The sequence below is a fragment of the Nocardiopsis sinuspersici genome (assembly GCF_001998325.1).
GTDB lineage: Bacteria > Actinomycetota > Actinomycetes > Streptosporangiales > Streptosporangiaceae > Nocardiopsis > Nocardiopsis sinuspersici.
In genome coordinates this window covers 817,984-844,256 of the sequence record NZ_MCOK01000001.1, presented here as the reverse complement: position 1 = coordinate 844,256, position 26,273 = coordinate 817,984, and the positions used below count along the sequence as shown (strand labels likewise).

25 protein-coding genes and 1 pseudogene are annotated in these 26,273 nt (G+C 71.2%); 10 read left to right on the top strand and 16 right to left on the bottom strand.

Going from position 1 to position 26,273, the window contains the following annotated elements; genetic code table 11:
* Window positions 1-13: 13 nt before the first annotated feature.
* Together allB and NOSIN_RS03550 are read right to left on the bottom strand one after the other, a co-directional pair.
* Window positions 14-1,363 carry an allantoinase AllB gene (gene allB / locus NOSIN_RS03555; RefSeq protein WP_077689361.1) on the bottom strand — a complete coding sequence of 450 codons (1,350 nt, stop codon included), beginning with the start codon at window positions 1,361-1,363 and terminating at the stop codon, window positions 14-16.
* On the bottom strand, window positions 1,360-2,613 hold the full coding sequence (locus NOSIN_RS03550) for a DUF6986 family protein (RefSeq protein ID WP_170293624.1): 1,254 nt from the start codon (window positions 2,611-2,613) through the stop codon (window positions 1,360-1,362). The genes allB and NOSIN_RS03550 overlap by 4 nt, the downstream gene beginning before the upstream one ends.
* 336 nt (window positions 2,614-2,949) lie before the next feature.
* On the opposite strand from NOSIN_RS03550, the gene NOSIN_RS03545 reads away from it, so the two are divergent.
* Window positions 2,950-3,684, top strand: a complete 735-nt coding sequence (locus NOSIN_RS03545) for an IclR family transcriptional regulator (RefSeq protein ID WP_077689359.1) — start codon at window positions 2,950-2,952, stop codon at window positions 3,682-3,684.
* A 192-nt stretch (window positions 3,685-3,876) separates the two neighbouring features.
* Here the strand turns inward: NOSIN_RS03545 and era are convergent, their stop codons facing one another.
* From era to NOSIN_RS03515, 7 genes and pseudogenes are all read right to left on the bottom strand, one after another.
* Window positions 3,877-4,845, bottom strand: a complete 969-nt coding sequence (gene era / locus NOSIN_RS03540) for a GTPase Era (protein WP_077689358.1) — start codon at window positions 4,843-4,845, stop codon at window positions 3,877-3,879.
* Between the two features lie 9 nt (window positions 4,846-4,854).
* Window positions 4,855-5,199: a cytidine deaminase gene (locus tag NOSIN_RS03535; protein ID WP_077689357.1), complete on the bottom strand. Its 345-nt coding sequence runs from the start codon at window positions 5,197-5,199 to the stop codon at window positions 4,855-4,857.
* Window positions 5,196-6,593 (bottom strand): hemolysin family protein, encoded by a 1,398-nt coding sequence (locus tag NOSIN_RS03530; protein ID WP_077689356.1) that lies wholly within the window; start codon window positions 6,591-6,593, stop codon window positions 5,196-5,198. Before NOSIN_RS03530 ends, NOSIN_RS03535 begins: the two co-directional genes overlap by 4 nt.
* Window positions 6,590-7,078: an rRNA maturation RNase YbeY gene (gene ybeY, locus NOSIN_RS03525; RefSeq protein ID WP_077689355.1), complete on the bottom strand. Its 489-nt coding sequence runs from the start codon at window positions 7,076-7,078 to the stop codon at window positions 6,590-6,592. The genes NOSIN_RS03530 and ybeY overlap by 4 nt, the downstream gene beginning before the upstream one ends.
* Before the next feature lie 142 nt (window positions 7,079-7,220).
* A complete protein-coding gene (locus tag NOSIN_RS27610) occupies window positions 7,221-8,147 on the bottom strand; it encodes a PhoH family protein (protein ID WP_455430050.1) in 927 nt (308 codons plus the stop codon).
* A 570-nt stretch (window positions 8,148-8,717) separates the two neighbouring features.
* Window positions 8,718-9,416: pseudogene (locus tag NOSIN_RS28080) on the bottom strand (PhoH family protein); the annotation flags it as partial.
* A gap of 324 nt (window positions 9,417-9,740) precedes the next feature.
* Window positions 9,741-10,091, bottom strand: a complete 351-nt coding sequence (locus NOSIN_RS03515) for a histidine triad nucleotide-binding protein (protein ID WP_077689353.1) — start codon at window positions 10,089-10,091, stop codon at window positions 9,741-9,743.
* 319 nt (window positions 10,092-10,410) lie between these two features.
* Between NOSIN_RS03515 and NOSIN_RS03510 the strand changes: the two genes are divergently transcribed.
* Window positions 10,411-10,941 carry a SigE family RNA polymerase sigma factor gene (locus tag NOSIN_RS03510; protein WP_077689352.1) on the top strand — a complete coding sequence of 177 codons (531 nt, stop codon included), beginning with the start codon at window positions 10,411-10,413 and terminating at the stop codon, window positions 10,939-10,941.
* Complete coding sequence (locus NOSIN_RS03505) at window positions 10,938-11,723, top strand: hypothetical protein (RefSeq protein ID WP_077689351.1); 786 nt, start codon at window positions 10,938-10,940, stop codon at window positions 11,721-11,723. Before NOSIN_RS03510 ends, NOSIN_RS03505 begins: the two co-directional genes overlap by 4 nt.
* Before the next feature lie 114 nt (window positions 11,724-11,837).
* Here NOSIN_RS03505 and NOSIN_RS03500 read toward each other — a convergent pair whose 3' ends face one another.
* From NOSIN_RS03500 to hrcA, 3 genes are read right to left on the bottom strand one after another with little or no spacing between them, the layout of a single operon-like run.
* Window positions 11,838-12,575 carry a 16S rRNA (uracil(1498)-N(3))-methyltransferase gene (locus tag NOSIN_RS03500; protein WP_077689350.1) on the bottom strand — a complete coding sequence of 246 codons (738 nt, stop codon included), beginning with the start codon at window positions 12,573-12,575 and terminating at the stop codon, window positions 11,838-11,840.
* Entirely contained in the window at window positions 12,572-13,714 is a 1,143-nt protein-coding gene (dnaJ, locus tag NOSIN_RS03495; RefSeq protein ID WP_077689349.1) for a molecular chaperone DnaJ, read from the bottom strand. The genes NOSIN_RS03500 and dnaJ overlap by 4 nt, the downstream gene beginning before the upstream one ends.
* Window positions 13,715-13,718: 4 nt before the next feature.
* Window positions 13,719-14,732: a heat-inducible transcriptional repressor HrcA gene (hrcA, locus tag NOSIN_RS03490; RefSeq protein WP_077689348.1), complete on the bottom strand. Its 1,014-nt coding sequence runs from the start codon at window positions 14,730-14,732 to the stop codon at window positions 13,719-13,721.
* A 181-nt stretch (window positions 14,733-14,913) separates the two neighbouring features.
* Here hrcA and NOSIN_RS03485 point away from each other — a divergent pair, with 181 nt between their 5' ends.
* Window positions 14,914-15,789, top strand: a complete 876-nt coding sequence (locus NOSIN_RS03485; protein WP_077689347.1) for a DUF3097 domain-containing protein — start codon at window positions 14,914-14,916, stop codon at window positions 15,787-15,789.
* Between the two features lie 332 nt (window positions 15,790-16,121).
* Here the strand turns inward: NOSIN_RS03485 and NOSIN_RS27435 are convergent, their stop codons facing one another.
* Both NOSIN_RS27435 and NOSIN_RS27430 read right to left on the bottom strand, forming a co-directional pair.
* On the bottom strand, window positions 16,122-16,415 hold the full coding sequence (locus NOSIN_RS27435) for a hypothetical protein (protein WP_077689346.1): 294 nt from the start codon (window positions 16,413-16,415) through the stop codon (window positions 16,122-16,124).
* 30 nt (window positions 16,416-16,445) lie between these two features.
* Window positions 16,446-16,868 (bottom strand): hypothetical protein, encoded by a 423-nt coding sequence (locus NOSIN_RS27430; RefSeq protein ID WP_077689345.1) that lies wholly within the window; start codon window positions 16,866-16,868, stop codon window positions 16,446-16,448.
* On the opposite strand from NOSIN_RS27430, the gene NOSIN_RS03470 reads away from it, so the two are divergent.
* Both NOSIN_RS03470 and NOSIN_RS03465 read left to right on the top strand, forming a co-directional pair.
* The gene (locus tag NOSIN_RS03470; protein WP_077689344.1) at window positions 16,857-17,186 is read left to right on the top strand and encodes a DUF4870 domain-containing protein; all 330 of its coding nucleotides are present in this window, start codon (window positions 16,857-16,859) and stop codon (window positions 17,184-17,186) included. The two genes, NOSIN_RS27430 and NOSIN_RS03470, sit on opposite strands and share 12 nt — an antisense overlap.
* A 46-nt stretch (window positions 17,187-17,232) precedes the next feature.
* Window positions 17,233-17,904, top strand: a complete 672-nt coding sequence (locus tag NOSIN_RS03465) for a DUF4870 domain-containing protein (RefSeq protein ID WP_077689343.1) — start codon at window positions 17,233-17,235, stop codon at window positions 17,902-17,904.
* Between the two features lie 75 nt (window positions 17,905-17,979).
* Here the strand turns inward: NOSIN_RS03465 and hemW are convergent, their stop codons facing one another.
* Window positions 17,980-19,212, bottom strand: coding sequence for a radical SAM family heme chaperone HemW (gene hemW, locus NOSIN_RS03460; protein ID WP_077689342.1), 1,233 nt, complete (start codon window positions 19,210-19,212; stop codon window positions 17,980-17,982).
* An 85-nt stretch (window positions 19,213-19,297) separates the two neighbouring features.
* Window positions 19,298-20,413, bottom strand: a complete 1,116-nt coding sequence (locus tag NOSIN_RS03455; RefSeq protein ID WP_077689341.1) for a LacI family DNA-binding transcriptional regulator — start codon at window positions 20,411-20,413, stop codon at window positions 19,298-19,300.
* A 97-nt stretch (window positions 20,414-20,510) separates the two neighbouring features.
* Here NOSIN_RS03455 and NOSIN_RS03450 point away from each other — a divergent pair, with 97 nt between their 5' ends.
* The 4 genes from NOSIN_RS03450 (at window position 20,511) to NOSIN_RS03435 (ending at window position 26,254) form a co-directional block, all read left to right on the top strand.
* Window positions 20,511-22,112 carry a glycoside hydrolase family 13 protein gene (locus tag NOSIN_RS03450; protein WP_077689340.1) on the top strand — a complete coding sequence of 534 codons (1,602 nt, stop codon included), beginning with the start codon at window positions 20,511-20,513 and terminating at the stop codon, window positions 22,110-22,112.
* A 370-nt stretch (window positions 22,113-22,482) separates the two neighbouring features.
* Window positions 22,483-23,730, top strand: coding sequence for a sugar ABC transporter substrate-binding protein (locus NOSIN_RS03445; RefSeq protein ID WP_077689339.1), 1,248 nt, complete (start codon window positions 22,483-22,485; stop codon window positions 23,728-23,730).
* Window positions 23,731-23,732: 2 nt separating this feature from the next.
* Window positions 23,733-25,346, top strand: coding sequence for an ABC transporter permease subunit (locus NOSIN_RS03440; protein WP_077693381.1), 1,614 nt, complete (start codon window positions 23,733-23,735; stop codon window positions 25,344-25,346).
* On the top strand, window positions 25,346-26,254 hold the full coding sequence (locus tag NOSIN_RS03435) for a sugar ABC transporter permease (RefSeq protein ID WP_077689338.1): 909 nt from the start codon (window positions 25,346-25,348) through the stop codon (window positions 26,252-26,254). The genes NOSIN_RS03440 and NOSIN_RS03435 overlap by 1 nt, the downstream gene beginning before the upstream one ends.
* The last annotated feature ends 19 nt before the right edge of the window (window positions 26,255-26,273 follow it).

The following is a 26,273-nucleotide window of genomic DNA, read 5'->3' as shown; positions in this document are numbered from 1 at the left end:
CGCTCCCGGGGCCCTAGTCCCGTACGAGCATCCGCCCGGCCGTGCTGTCCGGCCGGACGTCCTCGCCGCGCAGGACGGTGCGGCGCACGCGCCCGAACAGCTCCGCGCCGTCGTAGGGGCTCACCGGGTTGCGGTGCCGGAGCTCGCGCACGTCCACCCGGAAGGACTCCTCCGGGGCGACCACCGCGAAGTCGGCGTCGTGGCCGGGGGTGAGGCCCCCCTTGCCGCGCAGGCCGGCCACCCGCGCGGGACCGGCGGCCATCCACCGCACCACGTCCTCCAGGGACATGCCCCGGCTGCGCGCCTCGGTCCACACCGCGGAGAAGCCGACCTGGAGTCCGGACACCCCGCCCCACGCGGTGCCGAAGTCACCGGTGTCCAGGTCCTTGAGCTCCGGGGTGCTCGGCGAGTGGTCGCTGACCACGCAGTCGATCAGCCCGTCCGCGAGCGCCCGCCACAGCAGGTCGCGGTTGGCGGAGTCGCGGATGGGCGGGCAGCACTTGTACTGGGTGGCCCCGGCGGGCACGCCCTCGGCCTCCAGGGTGAGGTAGTGCGGGCAGGTCTCCACGGTCAGCGGCACGCCGTCCGCCTTGGCCTGGGCGATCAGCGGCAGCGCGGAGGCGCTGGACAGGTGCAGCACGTGCACCCGGGTCCCGGTGGCCTTGGCCGCGTCGATGACCCGGGCGATCGCCGCGTTCTCGGCGGTGTCGGGCCGCGAGGCCAGGAAGGCGGCGTAGTCGCGCCCGGCGGCGGACGGCGCGTCCTCCAGGACGGCGGGGTCCTCGGCGTGCACGATGAGGCGGCCGCCGAACTCCCCGATCGCCTCGGCCGCCGCGAGCAGCTCCTCCGGGGACAGGTGGCCGAACTCCTCCACCCCGGACGGGGACAGGAACGCCTTGAACCCGTACACCCCCTCCTGCCAGAGCGCGGCGAGCTCCTTCGTGGCACCGGGACGGCTGTTCTCGGGCACGGCGCCGCCCCAGAAGCCCACGTCCACGGCGAGCTTGCCCTCGGCGGCGGCGCGCTTGGCCTCCAGACCGCCGACGGTGGTGGTCGGCGGCACGCTGTTGAGCGGCATGTCCAGCAGCGTGGTGATCCCGCCCAGCGCGGCTGCGCGGGTGGCGGAGGCGAAGCCCTCCCACCGGGTGCGGCCCGGCTCGTTCACGTGTACGTGGGTGTCGACCAGTCCGGGCAGCAGCACCTCGTCGTCGGCCAGGACGATCTCACGGCGGGCGATGAGGACGGCGTCGTCCCCCGACAGGACGCTGGTGACGCGCCCGTCGCGCACTCCGACGGTGACGGAGCGCTCCCCCTCCGGGGTGAGGGCGCGGCGGGCGCGGACGGCGAGATCGTGTTGGGTCATCGGTCCTCCTGTCCGACGCGTCGGCTGGCCAGGGCGGCGAGCGTACCGGTGTCGGCTCCGGCGGCCTCGGCCACCTCGGCCTCGTCCAGCGCCCCGCAGCGTATCCCGCTCACCAGGGCCGAGGCCAGGGCCTGGGCCGTGGCGGGCTCGTCCAGCACTCCCCCGGAGACGGCTCCGAGGTAGGAGCGCAGGCGCTCCGCCGCGGGTGCGAAGGCCTCCCGGTAGAAGACGTAGGTGGCCAGGTAGCGGGTGGGCAGCTGGTGCGGGTGCAGGTCCCACCCCTGGTAGAAGCCGCGCTCCAGGGAGCGGCGGACCAGGGAGGCGTGCAGCAGCCAGGCGCGGTGCACCTCCTCGGCCCCGCCGACGGGCAGCACGTTGGTGGAGCCGTCGGAGAGCCACACCCCGGTTCCCGCGGCGGCCACCTGCATCACGGCCTTGGCGTGGTCGGCGACGGGGTGGGCCATGCTCTGGTAGGCGGCGGTGATCCCGCAGGCGGCGCTGTAGTCGTAGGTGCCGTAGTGCAGGGCGCTGACCCGGCCCTGCCCGGCGCGGATCATGCGGGCGACGGCGACCGTGCCGTCGGGCAGCAGGATCGACTGCGGGGTCTCGATCTGCAGTTCGAACCGCAGCCGCCCCGCGGGCAGGCCCAGGAGCTGCTCCAGCTCGTCGGCGAGCCAGGCCATCGCCTCCACGTGCTCCACGGAGGTGATCTTGGGCAGGGTGAGCGCCAGCCCGTCCGGCAGGGCTCCGCGCTCCTCCAGGAGGGTGCGCAGGAACAGGGCGAGGCTGCGGGTGCCGCGCTCGCGTCCGGCGGCCTCCATGCCCTTCATCCGGATGCCGAAGACGGGCGGGGCCTGTCCGGCTCCGAGGTCGGCGCACAGGGCCTTGGCGGCCGCGACCACGTCGTGGTCCTCCTGTTCGTCTCCCCGGTCGCCGTAGCCGTCCTCCAGGTCCACGCGAAGGTCCTCGACCGGCTCGCGGCCGAGTTTGTCGCGCAGGCGGGGCAGGACCCCGGCGACGGCGTCCTCCTCCATGCCGGTGACGTCGGCCAGGGTCGCGGCGTCGGGCGCGTGCTCGTCCAGGCAGGCCAGCGCGGCGCCTCCCCACTCCTGTGCCAGCCCGGTCCGGATCCGGTCCGCGGGCACGTAGACCGTGTGCACGGGCTGCCGGCCCCCGGAGGACCCGGGATAGTCGCGGGCGAGCCGGGCGTCGGCGTCGGCCAGCCGCGCGTTCAGCCCTGCGGTGAGCATGTCCAGACCCGATTCGGGACCCGTGTGCGTCTTCTCGGGCCGATCCTCTTCCACGTGTGTGTCCTTCCCCCAATGTTTTCCCTATCGCGGATACTAACTTCTGCAATCCGGAACAACAAGGAGCACAGGAGCGTTCAGGAGTCAGAGCGAAGCTTCCCGACGAGCGGACCGCCGCCACCTCACGTGCTATAGAAGAAGTGATGCCGGGAACGGCCCTCGCATCCACGAAGGCAGGAACCCGAACCCACGGCCCTCAGCATGGGAGCGCGATCGTTGTCAGCCCCACATACCCCTCTACGCCCCGAAGAACAGGGAAAGCGCGAACGGTCCAGCGGCGTGCAGTCCCTCGACCGGGCCTTCTCCCTGCTGGAGATCATGGCGGACGCGGGCGGCGAGACCTCGCTGAGCCAGCTGGCCGACTCCTCCGGCCTGCCTCTGCCGACCATCCACCGCATCATCCGCACACTGGTCGGCAACGGGTACGTGCGCCAGCTCCCCTCGCGCCGCTACGCGCTGGGCCCGCGCCTGATCGGCCTGGGCGACAAGGCGTCGCAGATGCTGGGAACCTGGGCCCGCCCGCACCTGGCGCAACTGGTGGAGGACCTGGGCGAGACGGCGAACCTGGCGATGCTGGACGGCGACAAGGTCGTCTACGTGGCGCAGGTGCCCTCACAGCACTCCATGCGCATGTTCACCGAGGTGGGGCGGCGCGTGCTGCCGCACTCGGCGGGCGTGGGCAAGGCCCTGCTGTCCCAGCTCGGCGACGAGGAGGCGCTGGCCACGGTGCGCCGCACGGGCATGCCCGCCGCCACCGAGCGCACCATCACCGACCCCGACGAGTTCATGGCCGAACTGCGCCGGATCCGCTCGAACGGCTTCGCCATCGACGACGGCGAGCAGGAGGTCGGCGTGCGCTGCGTGGCCGTCCCGGTGGTGGGGGCGCCCTCGGGGATGGCGGTGTCGGTGTCGGGGCCCGAGGCACGGGTGAGCTGGGACTTCGTGGACCGGGCCGCACCCATCGTGCGCCGCTGCGCGACCATGCTGTCCACCGACCTCAACAACCAGTCCTAGCGGGCCGGCCGCGACCGTCGCCGGTGTGACGCACGGGATCCGACCACGGACGATCTTGCTCCCAGTGGCACTGTCGGCGCCCCACGGTGCCACCAAGAGCAAGATCACGGCGGGGGCGCGGGCCGGGGGCACACGCCCCGGCCCGGCCGGAGCTGAGCCCGAGGCGAGAGGGCCCCGGGGCAGGCAACCCGCCTAGGTCTGCTGGTCGAAGCCCAGCTTGCGCAGCTGCTTGGGGTCGCGCTGCCAGTCCTTGGCCACACGCACCCGCAGGTCCAGGAACACCCTCTGCCCCAGCAGGGCCTCGATCTGCTTGCGGGCCTGCGAACCCACGTCGCGCAGCCGCGAGCCCTTCGAGCCGATCACGATCGCCTTCTGGCTGGGCCGCTCCACGTACAGCGACGCGTAGATGTCCACCAGCTCCTTGCCGGGACGGGTGTTCTCGCGCTCGTACATCTCGTCCACGACCACCGCGATGGAGTGCGGCAGCTCGTCGCGCACGCCCTCCAGTGCCGCCTCGCGCACCAGCTCGGCCACCAGCATCTCGTCCGGCTCGTCGGTCAGGTCGCCGCCGGGGTACAGCGGCGGCCCCTCCGGCAGGTGCGAGCACAGCACCTCGGTGACCGTCTCCAACTGGAACTCCCCCTTGGCGGACACCGGGACGATGTCGGCCCAGTCCCCCAGCTCGTCGACCGCCATCAGCTGGCGGCCCACGGCCTCCCTGCCCACCAGGTCCGTCTTGGTGACCAGCGCGACCACCGGGGTGTTCGTCTGCTCCGCCAGCTCCTTGGCGATGTAGGTGTCACCCCGCCCGATCGGCTCGTCGGCGGGCAGGCAGAACGCGATCACGTCCACCTCGACCAGGGTGGACCGCACCAGCGAGTCCAACCGCTCGCCGAGCAGGGTGCGCGGCTTGTGCAGGCCTGGCGTGTCCACGATGATCAGTTGTGCCTCGGGCCGGTGCACGATCCCGCGCACCGTGCGGCGGGTGGTCTGCGGCCGGCTGCTGGTGATCGCCACCTTCTGCCCGACCAGCGCGTTCATGAGGGTGGACTTGCCCACGTTCGGGCGGCCCACGAAGCACGCGAAACCACTGCGGAAGCCCTCCGGGTGGGAGGGCATCTCCAGCGGCACCCGCAGTTTTTCCAGGTCGAGCTCGTTCATCGGTCCTTCTCAGCGCCGGGTGATGCTCGCGGGCACCCCGTCGGGGGCCGCGATCACCACTACCTGGGTCTTCAGGTCGTCCGCCACCGCGCGGTCGTCCTCGGTCAGCTCCACGGCCTCGGTGACCACCGCGGCGGCCTCCAGGGCCGAGGCCTCACTGGAGACGGCGGCGGCCACGGCGGCCTGGAGCGCGCTCAGCCGCAGCGAGGGCAGCGACACCGTCGTGGCCACGTAGGTACGCCCGGTCTCGTCGCGTACCGCCGCGCCCTCCACCGCCGCGTTGCGGGCACGTGAGGCCCGCGCGAGGGTGATGAGCTTGCCGTCCTCAGGGCCCAGCCCCGTCGTATCCGTCACTGGTCCATGCTCCTCATGTCGTCGTCATCGGCCTGGAACGCCCCCTCGGCGTCGTGGGGCAGGCGCTCCACCAGGACGGTGGTCATCCTGTTCCGGCGGCTGCTCTTGCCCTCAAGGGTCAGCCTGAGACCAGCGTATTCGGCCTGGGCCCCGCCGACCGGCACCCGGCCCAGCACGAACGCCACCAGACCGCCGACGGTCTCCACGTCCGGCACGTCCAGGTCCCGGTCCGGGAACAGCTCGTCCAGCTCGCCCAGCGGCAGGCGCGCGGTCACCCTCACCCGGTCGTCGTCGAGCCAGTCCACCGGCGGAATCTCGTGGTCGTACTCGTCGGTGATCTCACCGACGATCTCCTCCACGATGTCCTCCAGCGTGACCAGGCCCGCGGTGCCCCCGTACTCGTCGATGACCACGGCGACGTGGTTGCGCTGCTTCTGCATCTCGCGCAGCAGCTCGTCGATGGGCTTGGTGTCGGGGACGTAGGTCGCCTGGCGCATCACGTCCCCGGCGGCGAGCGGCACGTCGCCCCGGCTGCCCGCGGCCGCCGCCCAGCGGTCGCGCAGCCGCTCCACCAGGTCCTTGAGGTAGACGATGCCCACCACGTCGTCCTCGTCCTCACCCGTCACCGGGATACGCGAGTACCCGCTCGCCAGCGCCAGGGCCAGCACCTCGTCGGCGTCGTCGTCGCGGCTGGTGAACACGATGTCGGGGCGCGGCACCATCACCTCGCGCACGGAGGTGTCGTCGAGCTTGAACACCGAGTGGATCATCTGGCGCTCCTCGGGGTCGATGACCTCCCCCTGCTCGGCCAGATCGACCAGCTGGCGCAGTTCCACCTCGGTGCTGAAGGGACCCTCGCGGTCGCCCTTGGCGCGCGGGGTGAGCGCACGGCCCGCCCCCACGAGCAGCTGGGAGATCGGGCCCACCACGACCTGGAGCGGGTAGACGACGGTCGCGCTGGCGCGGGCGACCGGTCCGGCGAACTGGCGCCCCAGGATGCGCGGAGCGATCGCGATCAGCACCGACTCCACCACGACCATCGCCACGGCGGTCAGCGCCAGCGCGGGCCAGCCCAGGCCGAGCAGGAAGACCATGCCCACGGCGGCGGCCAGCACCGCGCACACCTCGCACACCACGCGCAGGAACAGCAGCACGTTGAGGTGGCGGGTGGGGTCCTCCGCCACCCGCTCCCAGCGGCGCTCGGCCACGGCGGCGCGCTCGACACCGCTCACCGCGGGCAGGCCCACGGACATGACACGCGTGACCGCGACCTCGGCCGACACCAGGAAGCCCGCGACGGCGGTCAGCACGAGGGCCGCCGAGAAGGCGGCGAGCCACTCGGCGGGATCCCCCGTGGTCAGCGGGGCGACGTCGGGCCACTCCGACGGGCTCATCGGGTGCTCTCGTCCTCCTCGGGACCGGCCGCCTCGCGCTCACGCCAGGCGGCGAGGATCTCGCCCTGCAACCCGAACATCTCCTTGTGCTCGTCGGGCTCGGCGTGGTCGTAGCCCAGCAGGTGCAGGATGCCGTGGGTGCACAGCAGGTCGATCTCGGCCTCGGTGCTGTGCCCGGCCTTCTCCGCCTGGGCCTCGGCGACCTGCGGGCAGATGATCACGTCACCGAGGACACCCGGCTCGCTCGTACGGCCGGGGCCGCCGGGGCGCAGTTCGTCCATGGGGAAGGAGAGCACGTCGGTGGGTCCCGGCTCGTCCATCCACCGCACGTGCAGGTCGGTCATCGGGTCCTCGTCCACCAGCACGACGGACAGCTCGGCCAGCGGGTGGACGCGCATGGCGTCGAGCACGTGCCTGGCCAGGCGGGAGAGCCTCTCCTCGTCCACACTGGTGACGCCGGACTCGTTGGCGACGTCGATACTCATCGGTTGGGGCTGCCTCACTTGGGATCGCGGTGGCCGGGCGACGCGCCCGGCCGGGGGTGCGGCGCGCCCGAACGGCGCGCCCGTGGCATTCGAACCGGTGGGCCCACGCGCGGCGGACCCACCGGTTCGGATGTCTACCTGCTCAGTCTGCCCGTTCCTCAGGCCCCGCGCCGCCCGTCCCCGGCTCCTCCGGGGTGTCGGCGGATCCGCTCCGCGCGGATCCGCCCCGGGAACGGCCGCCGCCGGAGTCCCGGCGCCGCCTCTGGGACGCGTCCTGGGCGGCGTCGTAGCGGCCGTAGGCGTCCACGATCTTGCCGACCAGCTTGTGCCGGACGACGTCGTCACTGGTCAGGCGGCAGAAGGCGATGTCGTCGATGTCACTGAGGATGTTCTCGATGGTGCGCAGTCCGCTGGTCTGCCCGCCGGGCAGGTCGACCTGGGTGACGTCACCGGTGACCACGATCTTGGAACCGAAGCCCAGCCGTGTGAGGAACATCTTCATCTGCTCGGGCGAGGTGTTCTGGGCCTCGTCCAGGATGATGAAGGAGTCGTTCAGGGTGTTGTGGGTGAGCAGGAAGTCCTCGGTGACGTAGAGGGAGTCCTCCGCCGCCACCTGGATGCAGACGCACTCCTCGGTCCCCGCGGGTTCGATGGAGTCGATGAAGCGCATCGGACGGCCACCGCCGCTGGCCTGGTACTTCTCTATCTTGCGCCTGAGCCGGAAGGGCGCGACACCCTCCGGCAACCGCAGGTCGAGAAGGTGCGTGTCATGCCGGTGGAACACCTCCCTGCCCCTGGCCAGACCGGGTTTCCTATCCTTTGCGGCCCGCGTGCGGGCGTATGCGACACCGCCGAGGGACTGCGTCAGGAACCTCACCGCGGAGCTCAGCATCGGGGAGGCCGTGCCGTACTGGATCCGGCAGGCGCGGCCGTTCTGGGAGACCGGTCCGCCGTCGGAGTCCAACAGGCCCTGCAGCACGGCGAGGCGCACCTCCGCCGAGTTGTACAGGTAGGCGTCGGGAACGAACTTCGTCGCCGAGGTGGTTCCGCACAGGTCCAGGTCCCGCATGACCGCGGTCACCGGATTGGCGATGGTGATGACGTCCCCGGGCTGCGTCTCCCGGTTGATGACGTAGTCCGGGCCCTGCTTCCAGCTCACCCGGATTCCGGGAACAAGGCCTTCGAGCGCTTCGGCGAGCTCGGGGTCCTCGGTGGAGAAGCTCGGCGTCGTCGAACCCGTGAGGCAGCCGTCGCCCAGGAGCAGACCCAGGGCGTAGGGATCCATCGGAAGGTCCCGCTCCGGGAACTCCATGGGTTGGCTGAGCAGCGGGAGCTCGTACTTGCGGTAGTGGGCGCACCGGAGGCCGCTCTCACGGATCTCCTTCGCCGTGAGCACCCTGTGGGGCTTACCCCTCCTGGTGTCGTCCCGGGTGCGCACGGACCAGAGGTGGTCCTCCGAGCACAGGGTCGAGGCTCCGTCCTGCGTGGTGATCCGGTAGACCGCCTTCTCCCCCTGCGGGTAGACCCCCAGGACCGGGGTCGGCTCGCCGTTGGAGCCGACGACCAGGTCGCCGACCTCCAGGTCACCGATCGGCCGGAAGCCCTCCGGGGTCAGGACGTTGGTGTGCACCGGCTGCGCACGACCGCGCATGTACGCCAGGGGCGCGACCTCGATCGTCCCGGCCGCCATCAGCTTGGGGATGGAGTCGGGGTCGAGCATGTCGTGCAGGGCGTCGTACAGCGGACGCAGGTAGGGGTCGATCTTGTCGTAGAGGCTGCCGGGCAGGAAGCCCAGCCGCTCCCCCGCCTCCACCGCCGGACGGGTGAGGATGATCCGGTTGATCTCCTTGTCCTGGAGCGCCCTGACCGCCTTGGCCATGGCCAGGTAGGTCTTGCCGGTGCCCGCGGGACCGATGCCGAACACCACGGTGTGCCGGTCGATGGTGTCGACGTAGCGCTTCTGGTTCACCGTCTTGGGACGGATGGTCCTGCCCCGGTTGGACAGGATGTTGGTGGTCAGCACCTCCGCGGGCCGCTCCGTACCGGGCGAGCCCAGCATGTGGACCATGCGCTCGATGGTGTCGGGGGTGACGTGGGTACCGCTCTTGACGAGTTCGATCAGCTCCTCGACGAGGCGGACCACCACGGCGGTCTCCTCGGGAGTGCCGCTGATGGTGAACTCGTGGCCGCGCACGTGGATGTCACTGTCGAAGGCCCGCTCCAACGCCCTGAGGAGTTCGTCCCCCGAGCCCAGCAGGCTGATCATCGTGTGCTCGTCGGGCACCACGACCTTGACCTGTGTGTCCCGTGGCGAGTGCGTGTGCGTTGTCTCGGACATGATCTGGCCTGGCGGCCGAGGTCCCCCACCCTTCGCTCCGACGCCTGCCCGCCCCTTCTCGGGCGGCGCGCCTCGTGTACGGTTCCCGCCGCCGCGGACGACGGCGTCGGGCCGGACTCCTCGCCGGCGTTCCCAGCGGTCACACCGAACCCTCGGAGCCCACGGCCTCGAGTCTACCAACGGCTTCCCACCCCGATCGATCCGTTATCCCGGCCCCGCCGGGGCTCCGCCGCGGGCACCCGCGGGGGTGCTGGGGGCGGGGCGGGTCCCCCACCCCCTCGGGCGCCCGGGAGCGGGTGGAGCGGGGTTCCCGGGGAGGCGCGGCTACCCGGGGGGCCAGTTCAGGCCGCGGCCGCCGAGCAGGTGCCCGTGGAGGTGGAAGACCGTCTGCCCTGCGCCGCTTCCGGTGTTGAACACCAGCCGGTACCCGAGGTCGGCGACGTCCTCGGCGGTGGCCACCTCGTGCGCCTCGCGGACGATCTCGTCGATCAGGCCGGTGTCGGCCGCCGCGGCCGCGGCGGCCGTGGGGTAGTGCTCGCGCGGGATGATCAGCACGTGCGTGGGCGCCTGGGGGTTGATGTCGCGAAAGGCCACCGTGCGCTCGCTCTCGCGGACGATCTCGGCGGGTACCTCCCCCTTCACGATCTTGCAGAAGAGGCAGTCGTCCTGGGCCATCGAGAACCTTTCCGTCTGTGCGGCCGCCGTCGTGGCCGCCGCCTCGGGTCGTCCGGGACCATGATGCCGCAGGTCGACCGTGGAAGAACGACTGGAAACAGTCTTTTCGTGATCTTCCGGAAGCCTGTTCGGCCTTGGTCTGAGTTCCAGTCGCGATAGTCTTTCCACCCGTGCGCGTCAGGTCGTCGGCTCCGTCCGGCCCCGGCCGAGTTTCCACGTGTTCGGATTGAAACGCACGTCTACCTGGAAAAGAAGAGGTATGCCCTTTCGTAAACCCCGCGACAAGGGTGTGCGTCGAACTGATGTGACGACAGAAACCATGGTGGCTGGAGCCACCACGGCTCCTCTCTCGGTGGAGTGGGACGCCGACCACGCCGTGACGGAGCTCTACCGAGAGCACTATCGTCCGCTCGTTCGGCTCGCCGCACTGCTCGTCCGCGATCACGCGACCGCGGAGGAGGTCGTCCAGGACGCGTTCGTCGCCATGCACAACGCATGGCGCCGCCTGCGCGATCCGAACAAGGCCCTGTCCTACCTCCGTCAGGCCGTGGTGAACAAGGCCAGGTCCGTGCTCCGCCACAGGGCGGTCGTGGAGAAGCACGCACCCAAGGCCCTGCCCGACGCACCCAGCGCCGAACACGGCGCCATGAACCTGTTGGAGCGCGAAGCCGTTATTCGCGCTCTGCGCAAACTACCCACCCGTCAGCGAGAGGCCATCGTGCTCCGGTACTACGGCGACCTGTCCGAGGCCCAGATCGCGGACGCCATGGGGATCAGCCGGGGCGCGGTCAAGAGCCACACATCCCGCGGCATCTCCGCGCTCCGCTCTGTTCTGGAGCAGACGACATGACCAGCCCGACAGATCCGACGAACGACCCGTTCGAGGAGCAGCTCCGCCAGCTGCTCAAAGCCGAGGCCGACACGGTCACGACCTCGCCCGAGGCGTTGAACCTGATTCGTGAGCGCACCGAGCGCAACCGCGGCTCGATCTGGTTCGGCCTGCCCTGGCTACGTCCCGCGCTGGCCGTGGCGGGGGCCACCCTGATCGCCGCCTCCGTGATCATGTCCAGTCCCCAGGTGCGCGACCACGTCCTGGAGATCGTCCCCGCGGGCGCCGACCGCGAGGGCACGCTCACCGAGCGGGGCCAGAGCGAGGACGTGGCCGTCCCCGATCCCTCCACCGGCTCCGTCGACGGCACCACCCAGCCGGAACCGGTGCCCCCGGAGAAGCCTGCGGCCTCGCCCAGCCCCGAGGTCGAGGAGGAGGGCTCCGCCCCCGAGGAGGACCCGAAGACCGCCTCCACGTGCCCGGAGCCCGTGGAGGGGCCCTCTCCCTCCCCGACGGCGACCAGCGGCGAGGACGGTGAGGCCGGCGCCGCCGAGGAGGAGGGCTGCGAGCCGGTCGAGAAGCCCAGTCCCGGCACCGGCGGCGACGAGGGTACCGGCGAGGGTGAGGGCGACGGTGCCACCGGCGAGGACGGTACCGGCGCCGGCGGTGGCGGTGAGGACACCGGTAGCGGTGAGGGCGGAGGCGACACCGGCACCGGCGGTGGTGGCGAGGACACCGGCGGAACCGTCGGAACCGGCACCGCCGACGGCGACACCACCAGCAAGACGGCGTCGGGAAGCTGACCCGCACCCGCCCACGCACGCACGAGAGGCGCCCCCGACCCGAAGGTCGGGGGCGCCTCTCGTGTGTGCGTGGCCCTGTGTCCGCGTGGGCGGGAGGGACATGGGGAACGGCGTCTACCAGCGGCCGGTGCGCGCCTGGAGCACCGACAGCGCCGCGACCCCGGCCGTGGAGGTGCGCAGCACGCTCGGGCCCAGCAGCGCCCGGACCGCGCCCGCGCCGGTGAACGCGTCGAGTTCGGTGTCGGAGAAGCCGCCCTCGGGACCGACCACCAGGACGATTCCCGGGCCGTCGCCGGTGGGCGGTTCCAGCTCGGACAGGCGGTCGTCGCCGTCCTCGTGCAGCACGATCCCCAGGTCGGCGGCGGCCAGCAGGTCGGCCACCGCGGAGCGGTCCGCGAGGTCGGCGACCTCGGGCAGCCGTCCGCGCCGGGCCTGCTTGGCCGCCTCACGGGCGGTGGCACGCCACTTGGCCAGCGACTTGGCCGCCCGCTCGCCCTTCCAGCGGGTGACGCAGCGCTCCGCAGACCAGGGCACGATCGCGTCGGCCCCGGCCTCGGTCATCATCTCCACGGCCAGCTCGCCCCGGTCGCCCTTGGGCAGTGCCTGGACCACGGTCAGGCGGGGGCGGGGGGCCGGGTCCTCCCGGCGCTCCACCACCGCGCAGACGATGTGGTCCTTGGCCACCGCGGCCACGGTGCAGCGGGCGACCAGGCCCCGGCCGTCGGACAGGTCGACGGTCTCGCCCTCCCGGACGCGCCGCACCACGGCGGCGTGGCGGCCCTCGGCGCCGCCCACCGTCACCCGGTCGGCCGCGAGGTCCGCGGTACCGACCAGGAAGACCGGTGGTGTCACTTCGCGCCGAAGGCGTCGCGGATCTTGGCGAAGAAGCTGCCGTGCCCGGGACTGAAGCGGCCCGGGGACTGGTCCTCGCCGCGCAGCTCGGCGAACTTGCGCAGCAGCGCCTCCTGCTCCTCGTCCAGCTTGCCCGGGGTCTCCACGTCCACGCGGATACGCAGGTCGCCCCGGCCGCCGCCGTCGAGGTGGCTGACGCCCTTGTTGGGGAGGGTGATGACGTGGCCCGAGTTGGTGCCCGGGCGCAGGTCGATGTTCTCGGTCCCGTCGAGGGTGTCGAAGGCGAAGGACGCGCCCAGCGCGGCGGCCGTCATGGGAACGGTCACCGTGCAGTGCAGGTCGTCGCCGCGGCGCTCGAAGGTGGGGTGCGGGCGCTGGAGGATCTCCAGGATGATGTCGCCCCGCGGCCCGCCGTTGGGGCCGACCTCCCCCTCGCCGGCGAGCTGGATGCGGGTGCCGTCGTCGACGCCCGCGGGGATCTTGACGGTCCGGGTGACCTTCTCGCGCACACGGCCCTCGCCCGCGCAGTCGGCGCAGGGGTTGGTGATGACCGATCCCTGGCCCGAGCACTGCGGGCAGGGGCGGGAGGTCATGACCTGGCCCAGGAAGGACCGGGTGACCTGGGAGACCTCTCCCTGGCCGTGGCACATGTCACACGTGGTGCGGTGCGACCCGGCCGCCGTCCCCTCGCCCTGGCACGTCTCGCACAGGATGGCGGTGGGGAAGGTGATCTCCTTGCTGACCCCGAACGCGGTCTCCGCCAGGTCCAGCTCGACCCGGATCTTGATGCTGCGGCCGCGGCGGACCCGCTCCCGGGGGCCGCGCCCACCGGGCTGGCCTCCGCCGAAGAACGCGTTCATGATGTCGTCGAAGGCGAATCCGCCCGCGCCGCCGAAGCCTCCGGCGCCGCCGCCCCCGCCGGGGGCGTACGGATCCTGTCCCATGTCGAACATCCGACGCTTGCTCTCGTCGGAGAGGACCTCGTAGGCCTGGGTCACCTCTTTGAAGCGATCCTGGGTGGCCGGGTCCGGGTTGATGTCCGGATGCAGCTCGCGTGCGAGCCGCCTGTAGGCCTTCTTGATCTCGTCCTTGGAGGCGTCCCGACGCACCCCGAGAACCTGGTAATAGTCTCTGGCCACTGAGTTACTGTCCTGCCAAAATCTGTCCGATGTACCGAGCCACGGCGCGTACTGCTCCCATCGTCCCGGGGTAGTCCATCCGGGTGGGCCCCACCACGCCGATCTTGGCGAGCGACTGGTTTCCCACACCGTAGTCGGCCGAGACGACGGAAGTGGATCTGAGTCCCTCGTGAAAGTTCTCCGCGCCGATGCGCACCGTGAGCATCGACGGGTCCTTCGCCTCTCCCAACAAACGGATGAGGACCATGTTCTCTTCCAGTGCCTCCAGGACGTCCCGCAGACTGGCCGCGAAGTCGACGGCGGCGAGGTTGGCCGTCCCCGCGAGGACGATCTTCTCCTCGTGCCGTTCGACGAGGCTCTCCAGAAGGACGGAGAGGACCGACAGCGCCATGTGGCGGTGCTCGGGCGGGACCTGGGAGGGAAGGTCCTCCACCGCGCCGGGAACCTCGCCGAGGTAGAGCCCGGAGATGGCCCGGTTGAGCATGCCGCGCAGGTCGTTGACGGCGGTCTCGTTGATCTCGCCCAAACCGTCGATGACACGCTGTTCGACACGGCCCGTGTTGGTGATCACGACCATCATGACCCGCTGGGTCCCGAGGGGGATCAGCTCCACGTGCTGAACCGACGAGCGGGTCAGCGAGGGGTACTGGACGATCGCGACCTGGCGTGTGAGCTGGGAGAGGAGCCGCACGGTGCGGGCGACGATCTCGTCGAGGTCCACGGCGCCGGTGAGAAAGGACTCGATGGCGCGCCGCTCCGCGGACGAGAGCGGCTTGACCGAGGAGAGCCGGTCGACGAAGAGCCGGTACCCCTTGTCCGTGGGCACCCGGCCGGCACTGGTGTGCGGCTGGGTGATGTAGCCGTCCTCCTCCAGAGCGACCATGTCGTTGCGGATCGTCGCCGGGGAGACGCCGAGCCGGTGACGGTCGGCCAACGCCTTGGATCCCACGGGCTCGTTGGTGTTGACGAAGTCCTCGACGACGGCACGCAGGACCGCGAGCTTGCGCTCATCCAGCAACTCGCCACCTCCTGGCACTCCATGGTCCTCAGTGCTAATTCTATGCCCGGCCGCAAACCCGGTCGGCTACCGGTGGGTAGAACACCGGGACGCGGCCTCTTCCTTCCTTCTTCCCACCGGATCGGCGGCACGCGCCACCACCGCAGGGGGCCGAGGCCCCGCACCAGTAGACTGCACGACCGTGGCAACCAAGGGAAACAGCCGTTACGGCCGTGACGTGCTCGCCGGGGACTGGCGCAGGCCCGGGAAAGGGGCCGTGCGCGAGGTGCCCCTGGCCCGTGACCTGGTCGTGGAGGACGCCGACGAGGCGTTCTGCGGGGCCGTGGTGACCTGGGACAAGGCGACCGTGACCCTGGAGGACCGGCACGGCCGCCGCCGGGTGTTCGAACTCGGACCGGCCGCGTTCCTGGTCGAGGGCGAACCGGCCACGCTCGTGCGCCCCGCCGCGGCTCCGCGGGGGCCGCTGCGCAGCGCCTCCGGGTCGGTGGCGGTGCCCGGCGCGCGAGCGCGCACCGCCAGGGAGAGCCGGATCTACGTCGAGGGCGTCCACGACGCCGAACTGGTGGAGCGGGTCTGGGGCCACGACCTGCGCGTCGAGGGGGTGGCCGTCGAGTTCCTGGAGGGGATCGACGACCTGCCGTCGATCGTGGCGGACTTCTCACCCGGCCCCGGCAGGAGGCTGGGGGTCCTGGTGGACCACCTGGTACCGGGTTCCAAGGAGACGCGGATCGCCGAACAGGTGCGCGGCGAGCACGTGCTGGTGGCCGGCCATCCCTACGTCGACGTGTGGCAGGCGGTGCGGCCGCGTGCCGTGGGCATCGCGGGCTGGCCCGAGGTGCCGCGCGGTGTTCCCTGGAAGGAGGGGGTCGTGCGGGCTCTGGGGTGGCGGATGGAGACGGGCGAGGCGTGGCGCCGGATCCTGGGATCGGTCCGTACCTATGCTGATCTGGAGCCAGCCCTGCTCGGCCGGGTGGAGGAGCTGATCGACTTCGTCACCGGACCGCACCCGGACCTCCCCCAGGAAGCGCCGCACGAAGGGAACAGCGGCAGGACCTAGGATTTCGCCCAGAGCGAGGTGTCGGCGCCGTCGGCGCCTCGGGTCCTCCCCGCCTCCGGCCCTGCGCGGTCGTCGGTACAGCCCGGTAGTACGAGAACCGCATCCCACCAGCGGAGCCAAGGAAGAGCATGAGCGAGACCCCGACGAATCCCCCGTCCCCGGAGGACCCCCACCAGGGGCAGCAGCCCGACGACGGGCAGCAGGAGCACGACAGGCCCCGGCAGCCGGACCAGGACCGGCCCTCGGGTGGGCAGCCCGGGTACGGGCAGCAGCCCCGGTACGAACAGCCGCCGGGGGCCCACCCCGCCTATGGACAGCCCTCCGGAGCCCAGTCACCGTACGCACCCCAGCCCGACCAGGAACAGCCGCCCGGCCACGGACAGCGGCCGGATTACGGGCAGCAAGAGTACGGACAGCAGGAGTACGGGCAGCAGTTCTCCGGCGGCCAGCCCGCCCACGGACAGCCCTCCGGGGCCCAGCCGGGTCACGGTCAACCCGGATACGGCCAGCAGCCCCAGTACGGCCAGCCCCAGCAACCCCGGTACGAACAGCCCCAGCAGCCGGGCTACGGCCAGCAGCCCCAGTACCCGGGAGCCCCCGCGGCGTACGGACCGCCGGGTGCCCACCCCGCCTACGGACAGCCCTCCGGAGCCCAGTCACCGTACGCACCCCAGCCCGACCAGGGACAACAGGTCGGCGGCCAGCCCGCCTACGGACAGCAGCCGCCCGGTTTCGCTCCTCCCGGTGGCCCCGAACAGCCCGGGTACGACCAGCAGCAGCCCCGGTACGGGCAACCGCAGCAGCCCCAGGCCCCACAGCCCGGCTACGGGCAGCAGGAGTACGGGCAGCAGTTCTCCGGCGGCCAGCCCGCCTACGGACAGCCCTCCGGGGCCCAGCCGGGTCACGGACAGCCCGGATACGGCCAGCAGCCCCAGTACGGCCAGCCCCAGCAGCCGGGCTACGGCCAGCAGCCCCAGTACCCGGGAGCCCCCGCGGCGTACGGACCGCCGGGTGCCCCCGGCCAGGCCCAGCAGCAGCCCGGCGGCGACGACGGCACGCTGGTGGCCATGCTCGCCCACCTGTCCGGTTTCGTGGTCGCCTGCCTGGGGTGGATCCCGCCGCTGGCGGTCTACCTCGCCAAGCGCAACCAGTCGCCCTTCGTGCGCCACCACGCGTCGGAGGCGGCGAACTTCCAGCTCACCCTGCTGATTCCGTACGTCTTCGCCTGGGTCGTCTTCATCGGTCTGGGTATCTTCTTCCCAGAGATGTCCTGGATCGGTTCCCTCCTGATCGCCCTGATATGGATCGGCGCCATCGTTTTCGGCGTCCTAGGTGCCAGCGGCGCGAACAAGGGAACGTGGTACCGCTATCCGGTGAGTATCCGTCTGCTGAAGTGATCCCCGCCCGCGTGTAGTCCGACTCGTCCGCGCAAAGGAACCAACGATGTCCTACCCCAGCAATCCACCCGAGGACCCCCACGGCCAGGGCCAGCAGCCGGGCCAGGAGGGATCCGGCGGGTACCCCTCCCAGCCCGGACACCCCAGCGGTGGTTACCCCTCCCAGCCCGGGCACCCCGGCGGGGGCCACCCCGACCAGCCGGGTCAGCCCGGCTACCAGCAGGGCGGCTACCCGCCTCCTCCCGGCGGCTACCCGGGTCAGCCCGGGTACCAGGAGCAGAGCGGCGGCTACCCGGCCGGCAACTACCAGCAGCCCGGCTATCAGCAGGGCGGCTACCAGCAGGGCGGCTACGGCCAGCCGGGAGGCTACGGCCACTCCTCGGCCACGACCGGCCAGCCCAACTCCGACGAGCGCCAGATGGGCCTGTTCGCCCACCTGGGAGGCGGCCTCCTCGGCTGGCTCGTCCCGCTGATCATCTACCTGCTGAAGAAGGACGAGTCGCCGTTCATCCGCGACCAGTCCGCGCAGGCGCTGAACTTCCAGCTCCTGATCCTGATCGGCTACCTGATCTCCAGCGTCCTGATGATCGTCATCATCGGTGCCCTGACCTGGTTCGTCGTCTGGGTCGTGTCCATCGTCTTCGGCATCCTGGGCGGTATGGCCGCCAGCCGCGGCGAGTGGTACCGCTACCCGTTCAACGTCAGCTGGGTCAAGTAGGACCGTGTGCGGCGCACAAGGGGTCCGGCCACCGGCCGGGCCCCTTCGCCGTGTCCGGGCACGGGCGGCGGGCCCTCAGGTGAGATCGCGCACCACGGCGTCGGCGAGCAGGCGCCCCCGCCTGGTGAGGACCGCCCTGCCCGCCTCGTGGGCGTCGGGGTCCAGCAGGCCCTCGGCGACGGCCCTCTCGGCGGCGACGCGGCCGTGCGGCTCCAGCAGGTCCAGCGGGCAGCCCTGTTCCACGCGCAGCTCCAGCAGGACGCGCTCGAAGCGGCGCTCCTCCCCGGTGAGCACCTCGCGGGCCAGGCCGGGGCTGTCCCCGGCGGCCAGGCGGGCGGCGTAGGCGGCGGGGTGCTTGACGTTCCACCAGCGGGTGCCGCCGACGTGGCCGTGCGCGCCCGGCCCCACGCCCCACCAGTGGCCGCCGGTCCAGTAGAGCAGGTTGTGCCTGCTGCGCCCCTCGGGGGTACGCGCCCAGTTGGACACCTCGTAGGCGGTGAACCCGGCCGAGGAGAGGACCTCGTCGGCCATGAGGTAGCGGTCGGCCATCGCGTCGTCGTCGGGCTCGGTGAGCTCGCCCCTGCGGACCCGTGCGGCCAGCCGGGTGCCCTCCTCGACGATGAGCGAGTAGGCGGAGACGTGGTCCGGTCCGGCGGAGACCGCGGCCTCCAGGGAGGCCCGCCAGTCGTCGTCGCTCTCGCCGGGCGTGCCGTAGATCAGGTCCAGGTTGACGTGTTCGAACCCGGCCCGGCGCGCCCACTCCACGCACTGCTCGGGGCGGCCGGGGGTGTGGCCGCGCTCCAGCACCCTGAGCACGTGGGTGCGGGCGCTCTGCATGCCGAAGGAGATCCGGGTGAACCCGGCCCGGCGCAGCCGCTCCAGGTAGTCGGGGGTGACGGTCTCGGGGTTGGCCTCGGTGGTCAGCTCGGCGTCGGGGGTGAGCCCGAAGCGGTCGCGGACCGCGGCGACGATCCGGCCCAGGTCCTCGGCGGACAGCAGGGTGGGCGTCCCCCCGCCGACGAACACGGTGCTCACCGGCGGGCGCCTCCCCGTCAGGACCCGGTCGGCCAGTTCCACCTCGGCGATGGCCTGGTCGGCGTAGTTGTCGCGGGAGGCGGTGGCGGTCCCGTCCCGGGAGACCAGCTCCTCGGCCGTGTAGGTGTTGAAGTCGCAGTAGCCGCAGCGGGTGACGCAGAAGGGCACGTGGACGTAGAACCCGAGGGGCCGGTCGCCGAGTTCGGCGAGGGACTGCTCGGGCAGTTCCCCGGTGCTCGGTACGGGATCGCCGTCGAGGGCAACGGAAGGCATGTCCCCAGTGTCGCCGACGGGACGAGGTGCCCGGGCACGCGCGCGAGTGCCCGGGACCCCTCAGCCGCTGTGGCGGCCGCGGGCCTCAGACCCGGGGACGGTCGGCCTCGTGGTCGGCGGAGGCGGTGTCGACGGAGGGGACCCGTGTGGCGGAGGGGGTCGGGGAGGTGACGGAGGTCGCTTCGGGGGCGTGCCTGCGGGCGGGGGCGATCGCGGTGGATCCGCGGACGACCAGCTCGGGGTCGAAGACGTACTCGGTGTGGGAGACGGGGTGCCCGGCGATCTCGTCGCACAGGGCGCGCACGGCGGCCAGCGCCATGGCGCTCACCGGCTGGCGGACGGTGGTCAGCGGGGGGTCGGTGAAGGCGATGAGCTGGGAGTCGTCGAAGCCCACGACCGAGAAGTCCCGGGGGACGCGCATGCCGCGCTGGCGGGCGGCGCGGATGGCGCCCAGGGCCATCATGTCCGAGCCGCAGACCATGGCGGTGACGCCGCGCTCGATGAGCCTGGAGGCGGCGGCGTGGCCGCCCTCCACGCCGAACAGCGACAGCTCCACGAGGTCGTCGCCGTCCAGTCCGTGCCGTGCCAGGGCCTGGTGGTAGCCGTCGAGCTTGCGGCGGACCGGGACGTAGCGCTCGGGACCGCTGGTGAAGCCGATGCGGGTGTGGCCGAGGGCGACCAGGTGGTCGACGGCCAGACGGCCGGCCTCCCGGTCGTCGCAGGAGATGAACGCGGCGGGGATGGTGTCGGCGAACCCGTTGACGAGCACGATCGGAAGCCTGTGCGAGACCAGGGCGTGGTAGCGCTCGTGGGAGGCGGTGGTGTCGGCGTGGCGCCCGGAGACGAAGAGGATGCCGGAGACGTTGCGCTCCAGGAGCAGCTCCACGTACTCGTCCTCGGTTATTCCGCCGGGGGTCTGGGTGCACAGTACGGGCGTGTACCCGCGCTGGGCGAGCGCCCCCTCGGCGGCCTGGGCGAACATCGGGAAGACCGGGTTCTCCAACTCGGGTATGACCATGCCGACCAGACCCGCCGAACGCTGCCGCAGCCGGGCCGGGCGTTCGTAGCCGAGCACGTCCAGAGCGGTCAGGACGGCTTTGCGTGTGTCGCTGCCGACACCAGGCTTGTCGTTGAGCACCCGCGAGACGGTCGCCTCGCTGACGCCTGCGTGCCGCGCGATGTCGGCAAGTCGTGGACCCATAGGCGCAACTCTAGTCGAGATCGGCGTCACATGGCCGAAAGTTGGCGGTAATCTTGCGCAAGAACTTGCAGTCGCCCATAGGGAAGGACCCCCACTGATGGAGCCTCAGTCGCACTGGTGGCGTGACGCGGCCATCTACCAGATCTACGTGCGCAGCTTCGCCGACTCCAACGGTGACGGGGAGGGCGACCTCGCCGGTATCCGTGAGCGCCTCCCCCACCTGGCCGAGCTCGGCGTGGACGCGATCTGGTTGACCCCGTTCTACGTATCCCCCCTCGCCGACGGCGGATACGACGTCGCCGACTACCGCGACGTCGACCCGCGCTTTGGCACCCTGGAGGACTTCGACGCCCTCCTGGCCGCCGCCCACGACGCGGGCATCCGCCTGATCATCGACGTCGTGCCCAACCACTCCTCCTCCGCCCACCGGTGGTTCCGCGAGGCCGTGGCCGCGGAGCCGGGCGACCACGCCCGTTCGCGGTACATCTTCCGGGACGGCCGCGGGCCCGACGGGGAGGAGCCGCCCAACAACTGGAAGTCGATCTTCGGCGGTCCGGCCTGGACCCGCCTCAAGCGGCCCGACGGCACCCCCGAGCAGTGGTACCTGCACCTGTTCGACCCCGAGCAGCCCGACTTCGACTGGACCAGCCAGGAGGTGCACGACGAGTTCGACGACGTGCTGCGCTTCTGGCTGGACCGGGGAGTGGACGGCTTCCGCATCGACGTCGCGCACGGCATGGTCAAGGACCCCGAGCTGCCCGACATCGCCGAGGACGCCAAGGCCGACCTGCTCGACGGCAGTACGACGCTGCCCTACTTCGACCAGGACGGCGTGCACGAGATCTACCGCCGCTGGTCGCGGATCGCGGCCGAGTACCCGGGCGACCGCGCCCTGGTGGCCGAGGCGTGGGTGGAGAGCGCCGACCGGGTGGCCCGCTACCTGCGCCCGGACGAGCTGCACCAGGCGTTCAACTTCGAGTACCTGACCGCGCCGTGGGACGCCGGCCGGCTGCGCGAGGTCATCGACGGCTCCCTGGCGGCCAACGGCGCGGTGGGCGCGACCACCACGTGGGTGCTGTCCAACCACGACGTGACCCGGCACGTGACCCGTTTCGGCGGGGGCGAGCAGGGACTGCGCCGGGCGCGCGCGGCGACGCTGCTGATGCTGGGCCTGCCCGGCTCCGTGTACATGTACCAGGGCGAGGAGCTGGGCCTTCCCGAGGTCACCGACCTGCCCGAGGACGCGTTGCAGGACCCGACGTGGGAGCGTTCGGGCCGCACCGACCGCGGCCGGGACGGCTGCCGGGTGCCGCTGCCGTGGGAGGACGGGAGCGCCCCGTACGGGTTCGGCCCCGAGGGCAGCGTCCCGTGGCTGCCGATGCCCGAGGGCTGGGGCGCCCTGTCGCGCGCCTCCCAGCGCGGTGTGAAGGACTCGACCCTGGAGCTGTACACCCGGGCGCTGCGCCTGCGCCGGGAACTGGACGCGCTCGGCGACGGGTCGATGGCCTGGCTGGACGCGCCCGAGGGCGTGCTGTACTTCGAGCGCGGGTCCGGTGTGCGTGTCGCGGCCAACCTCACCGGTGAGGCCGTGGAGCTTGCGGCCCCGGGCGAGGTGCTCGTGGCCAGCGGCCCGGTCGACGAGCCGACCGGGGACGCCCTGACGCTGCCCGCCGAGACGGCGGTGTGGCTGCGCGGCTGACCCCGCCCGGGCGGTACCGGAGCACACGCCCCGGTACCGCCCGCACCCGTGGACCCGGGTCCGCGGCGCCACCGGCCGAGACGCAGGTCACGAACGCTTCCGAGCGGTCCGGCACGGTGTGTTCAATGGTGTTACTAAACTTCTGTTCATCACACGGATGATCATCCTGGCGTCACAGTGCCGCTACGCACCGCAGGATGTCACGCCCTCGTTTCCACTGCGTTTCCACATCTTTATGCAGGGAACCCGCAAAGTCTTTCAAAGCTTGCAAGTTATTGCTAGCGTCACATCACCACGCATGCCCGGCCCGGGGCCACCGACGAAGCGCATGCGCGACCTCCTCAGTACGGCCTCCCGGAAGGAAGACACCATGAGATTCCGCAGCGCACCTGCGGTCACGGCTATCGCCGCGATCGCGCTGACGGCGACCGCGTGCGGCGGCGGTGGCGCCGACGAGGGCGGCGAGACCGCGGCCGAGAGCACCCTCGTCATCTGGTCCGACCCCGAACGCGCCGACGCCATCAAGGCCGCCGCCGCCGAGTTCGCCGAGGCCAACGGCATCAAGGTCGACGTCCAGGGCCTGGCCTTCGGTGACATCCAGGGCGACCTCCTCAACGCCCACCAGGCGGGGAACGCCCCCGACGTCTTCATCGGTGCCCACGACTGGACCGGCAACCTGGTGCGCAACGGCGCCGTCCAGCCCGTCGAGCTGCCCCAGGACCGCGCCGCCGGCCTGTCCGAGACCTCGTTGCAGGCCCTCGACTACGACGGACAGCTCTTCGGCGTGCCGTACTCGCAGGAGAACATCTTCCTCATGCGTAACGCCGACCTGGCGCCCGAGGCTCCGGAGACCTTCGAGGAGATGGTCGAGGTCGGCACCGAGCTCAAGGAGTCCGGTGAGACCAGCGAGGTCCTGTCCATGGCCGTGGGCCAGGAGGGCGACCCCTACCGGATGAACGCCCTGTTCACCTCCGCCGGCGGCTACCTCTTCGGGCAGGACGAGGAGGGCAACTGGGACCCCGCCGACCTGGGCGTGGGCTCCGACGAGTCGATCGCGGCCATGGAGAAGGTCGCCGAGTACGGCGAGGACGGCGAGGGCGTGCTGCGCCGCTCCATCACCACCGACAACGACGCCTCCCTCTTCTACGAGGGTGAGGCCCCCTTCTTCGTCGCGGGCCCGTGGAACATCGCGGACGCCGACGAGTCGGGCGTCGACTACGAGATCAGCCCCATCCCCGGCTTCGAGGGCGAGGAGCCGGCCAGCCCCTACATCGGCTACCAGGCCTTCTTCGTCACCGAGGGCAGCGCCAACAGCGCCCTGGCCCAGGAGTTCGTGACCAACTACGTCACCGACACCGACTTCGTCCTCGACCTCTACGAGGCCGACCCGCGCATGCCCGTGCAGACCGAGGCCCTGGACGAGGTCTCGGCCGACGACCCCAACATCGCCGCGATCGCCGAGGCGGGCGCCGAGGGCATGCCGATGCCGTCCATCCCGGAGATGGGCGAGACCTGGGAGCCGCTCGGCGTCGCCCAGGCCGCGATCATCGGCGGCGCGGACGTCCGCGAGGCCATGGAGAGCGCGCACGACACGATCGCCGAGCAGATCGGCCAGTAGTGGTGGCATCCAAGAGAGACGACGGCGCGGGCGCCTCCGGACCGGGGGCGCCCGCCCGTCCACACCTTCCAGGCGGCCGGTTCGCCGGGAACGGATCGCTCGTGGGCCAGTTCGCCAAGATCGCGCTGCTGGGCCTGTTCACCGCCCTGGGCGTGTGGGCGGTCCTGCCCCTGTACGTGGGGGACAACTGGTGGGGAATCGGCCTGGTCGTCGCCGTGGTGGGACTCGTCTACTGGGTCTACCTGTCCAAGCGCGCCGTCCCGGCCAAGTACCTGCTCCCCGGCGTCCTGTTCCTGGTGGCCTTCCAGATCCTGCCGGTGCTCTACACGATGAGCACCTCGGTGACCAACCTCAGCGACGGCCACCGGGGCGACAAGCAGCAGGCCATCGCCTCCATCGAGGCGTACTCGGTGACCAGTTCGGAGGACGCCGAGGAGTACACCCTGACCGTGGCGACCACCGGCGCGCCCGAGAACGGTGCGCTGGTCTTCCTGCTCACCGACGCCGAGGGCCGCACCTACGCCGGAACCGAGGAGGGGCTCAGCGAACTCGACGGTGCGACCGTCGAGCCCTCGGGCAAGGTGACCGAGGCCTTCGGTTACACGATCCTGTCCCCCACCCAGGTCAACGCGCGCAGCGGCGAGCTCCAGGAGTTCGCCGTGCCCACCGGTGAGGGCACGGGCATCCGCTCCAGCGGGCTGTCCACCGCCTTCGAGGGCAGGGCGACCCGCGTCTACGACGAGGCGTGCGACTGCGTCACCGACACGCGGACGGGGGTGGTCTACCACGCGGACGACGAACGCGGCGCCTTCTACAGCGAGGACGGCGACCGCCTGGCGCAGGGCTGGCAGGTCGGCGTGGGCTTCGACAACTTCGCCCGCTTCCTGTTCGACCCGACCTTCGCCTCCTCCTTCTTCACCATCCTGGTATGGAACATCGCCTTCGCCGTCTCCGTCACCTTCCTGGTGTTCGTGCTGGGGCTGGCGATCGCGCTCGTCCTGCACGTGCCCGGACTGCGCGGCAAGGTCGCGTACCGGGTCCTGGTGGTCCTGCCGTACGCGATGAGCTCACTGGCGATGTTCCTGCTGTGGCGGGACATGTTCAACACCGACTTCGGCCTGTTCAACCGGATACTCGGCCTCGAGGTGGACTGGCTGGGTGACCCGTGGTCGGCCCGGGCGGCGGTGATCCTGGCCAACGTGTGGCTGGGCTACCCGTACATGTTCCTGGTGGCCACCGGCGCCCTCCAGGCCATCCCCCGTGAACTGGGCCAGGCGGCGCAGATCGACGGGGCGAGTGCCTGGCAGTCCTTCCGGCACGTCACCCTGCCGCTGCTGATGGTCGCGATGACGCCGATCCTGATCGCGACGTTCGCGTTCAACTTCAACAACTTCAACGCGGTGTGGCTGATCACCCAGGGCGGGCCGTTCTCACCGGAGAGCCCGACGGCCGGCGCCACGGACCTGCTCATCACCTACACCTACCGGCTCGCCTTCAACGAGGCCACCGCCCAGTACGGGTACGCGGCGGCGCTGTCGGTGATGATCTTCCTGATCGTGTCGGTGATGTCCGTGGTCAGCCTGCGCAGGAGCAGTGCCCTCAAGGAGGTGGACTGATGGCGGTGGACACCTCCGGCGGCGCGGTACGCGCGCCCTACCGACGCGGTACGGGAGTCCGTCTGGGCCTGTGGGCCCGCAGGAAGGGCTGGCGGCACCTGGTGATGCTGGTGGTCGTGGCCTTCGCCCTGTTCCCGGTGATGTTCGTGGTGTCGGCGGCGCTCAACCCGCTGGGCACCCTGTCCAGCGCGCAGCTGTGGCCCTCCGGGGCGAGCCTGGAAAACGCCGTGGACCTGTTCCGGAACACCCCGTTCGTCACCTGGTACGCGAACTCGCTGTTCTTCGCCGTGGCCAACGCCACCGTGACGGTGCTGTTCTCGGCGCTGGCGGCGTACGCGTTCAGCCGGATGCGGTTCCGGGGACGCCGGGTGGGGTTGTTGGGACTGCTGGTCATCCAGATGTTCCCGCAGTTCCTGGCGATCGTGGCGATCTACCTGATGTTCTCCAACATCGGCGACTACTATCCCGTGGTCGGCTTCGACACCCGGTGGGGACTGCTGCTGGTGTACCTGGGCGGCGCCCTGAGCATCAACACGTGGCTGATGAAGGGCTTCTTCGACACGGTGCCCAAGGAGCTGGACGAGTCCGCGCAGATGGACGGGGCCTCGCACGCGCAGGTCTTCTTCCGGATCATGCTGCCGCTGGTCACCCCGGTGCTGGCGATCGTGGCCCTGCTGGTGTTCATCGCCACCATCAACGAGTTCCTGCTGGCGAGCGTGTTCCTGCGCGACACCGACGCCAAGACGCTGGGCCTGGGGCTGTACCAACTGGTGGCCTCCCAGCGCAACGCGAACTTCGGCATGTTCGCGGTGGGCGCCATCATGCTGTCCCTGCCCACCCTGGCGGTGTTCTGGTTCCTCCAGCGCTACATCACCGAGGGCCTGACCGCCGGAGCGGTCAAGGGCTGAGACGGCCGTGGGAACGAAG

Bases quoted from the DNA above. Each gene is read 5' to 3' on its own strand.
- NOSIN_RS03445 (WP_077689339.1), top strand. From the start codon at position 22,483: ATGAGATTCCGCAGCGCACCTGCGGTCACGGCTATCGCCGCGATCGCG.
- NOSIN_RS03530 (WP_077689356.1), bottom strand. From the start codon at position 6,593: ATGAGCCCGTCGGAGTGGCCCGACGTCGCCCCGCTGACCACGGGGGAT.
- NOSIN_RS03435 (WP_077689338.1), top strand. From the start codon at position 25,346: ATGGCGGTGGACACCTCCGGCGGCGCGGTACGCGCGCCCTACCGACGC.
- NOSIN_RS27610 (WP_455430050.1), bottom strand. From the start codon at position 8,147: ATGCGGGACCTGGACCTGTGCGGAACCACCTCGGCGACGAAGTTCGTT.
- NOSIN_RS03505 (WP_077689351.1), top strand. From the start codon at position 10,938: ATGACCAGCCCGACAGATCCGACGAACGACCCGTTCGAGGAGCAGCTC.
- allB (WP_077689361.1), bottom strand. From the start codon at position 1,363: ATGACCCAACACGATCTCGCCGTCCGCGCCCGCCGCGCCCTCACCCCG.
- era (WP_077689358.1), bottom strand. From the start codon at position 4,845: ATGAACGAGCTCGACCTGGAAAAACTGCGGGTGCCGCTGGAGATGCCC.
- ybeY (WP_077689355.1), bottom strand. From the start codon at position 7,078: ATGAGTATCGACGTCGCCAACGAGTCCGGCGTCACCAGTGTGGACGAG.
- NOSIN_RS03465 (WP_077689343.1), top strand. From the start codon at position 17,233: ATGTCCTACCCCAGCAATCCACCCGAGGACCCCCACGGCCAGGGCCAG.
- NOSIN_RS03510 (WP_077689352.1), top strand. From the start codon at position 10,411: ATGGTGGCTGGAGCCACCACGGCTCCTCTCTCGGTGGAGTGGGACGCC.
- NOSIN_RS03455 (WP_077689341.1), bottom strand. From the start codon at position 20,413: ATGGGTCCACGACTTGCCGACATCGCGCGGCACGCAGGCGTCAGCGAG.
- NOSIN_RS03470 (WP_077689344.1), top strand. From the start codon at position 16,857: ATGCTCGCCCACCTGTCCGGTTTCGTGGTCGCCTGCCTGGGGTGGATC.
- NOSIN_RS03515 (WP_077689353.1), bottom strand. From the start codon at position 10,091: ATGGCCCAGGACGACTGCCTCTTCTGCAAGATCGTGAAGGGGGAGGTA.
- NOSIN_RS03550 (WP_170293624.1), bottom strand. From the start codon at position 2,613: ATGCTCACCGCAGGGCTGAACGCGCGGCTGGCCGACGCCGACGCCCGG.
- hemW (WP_077689342.1), bottom strand. From the start codon at position 19,212: ATGCCTTCCGTTGCCCTCGACGGCGATCCCGTACCGAGCACCGGGGAA.
- NOSIN_RS03450 (WP_077689340.1), top strand. From the start codon at position 20,511: ATGGAGCCTCAGTCGCACTGGTGGCGTGACGCGGCCATCTACCAGATC.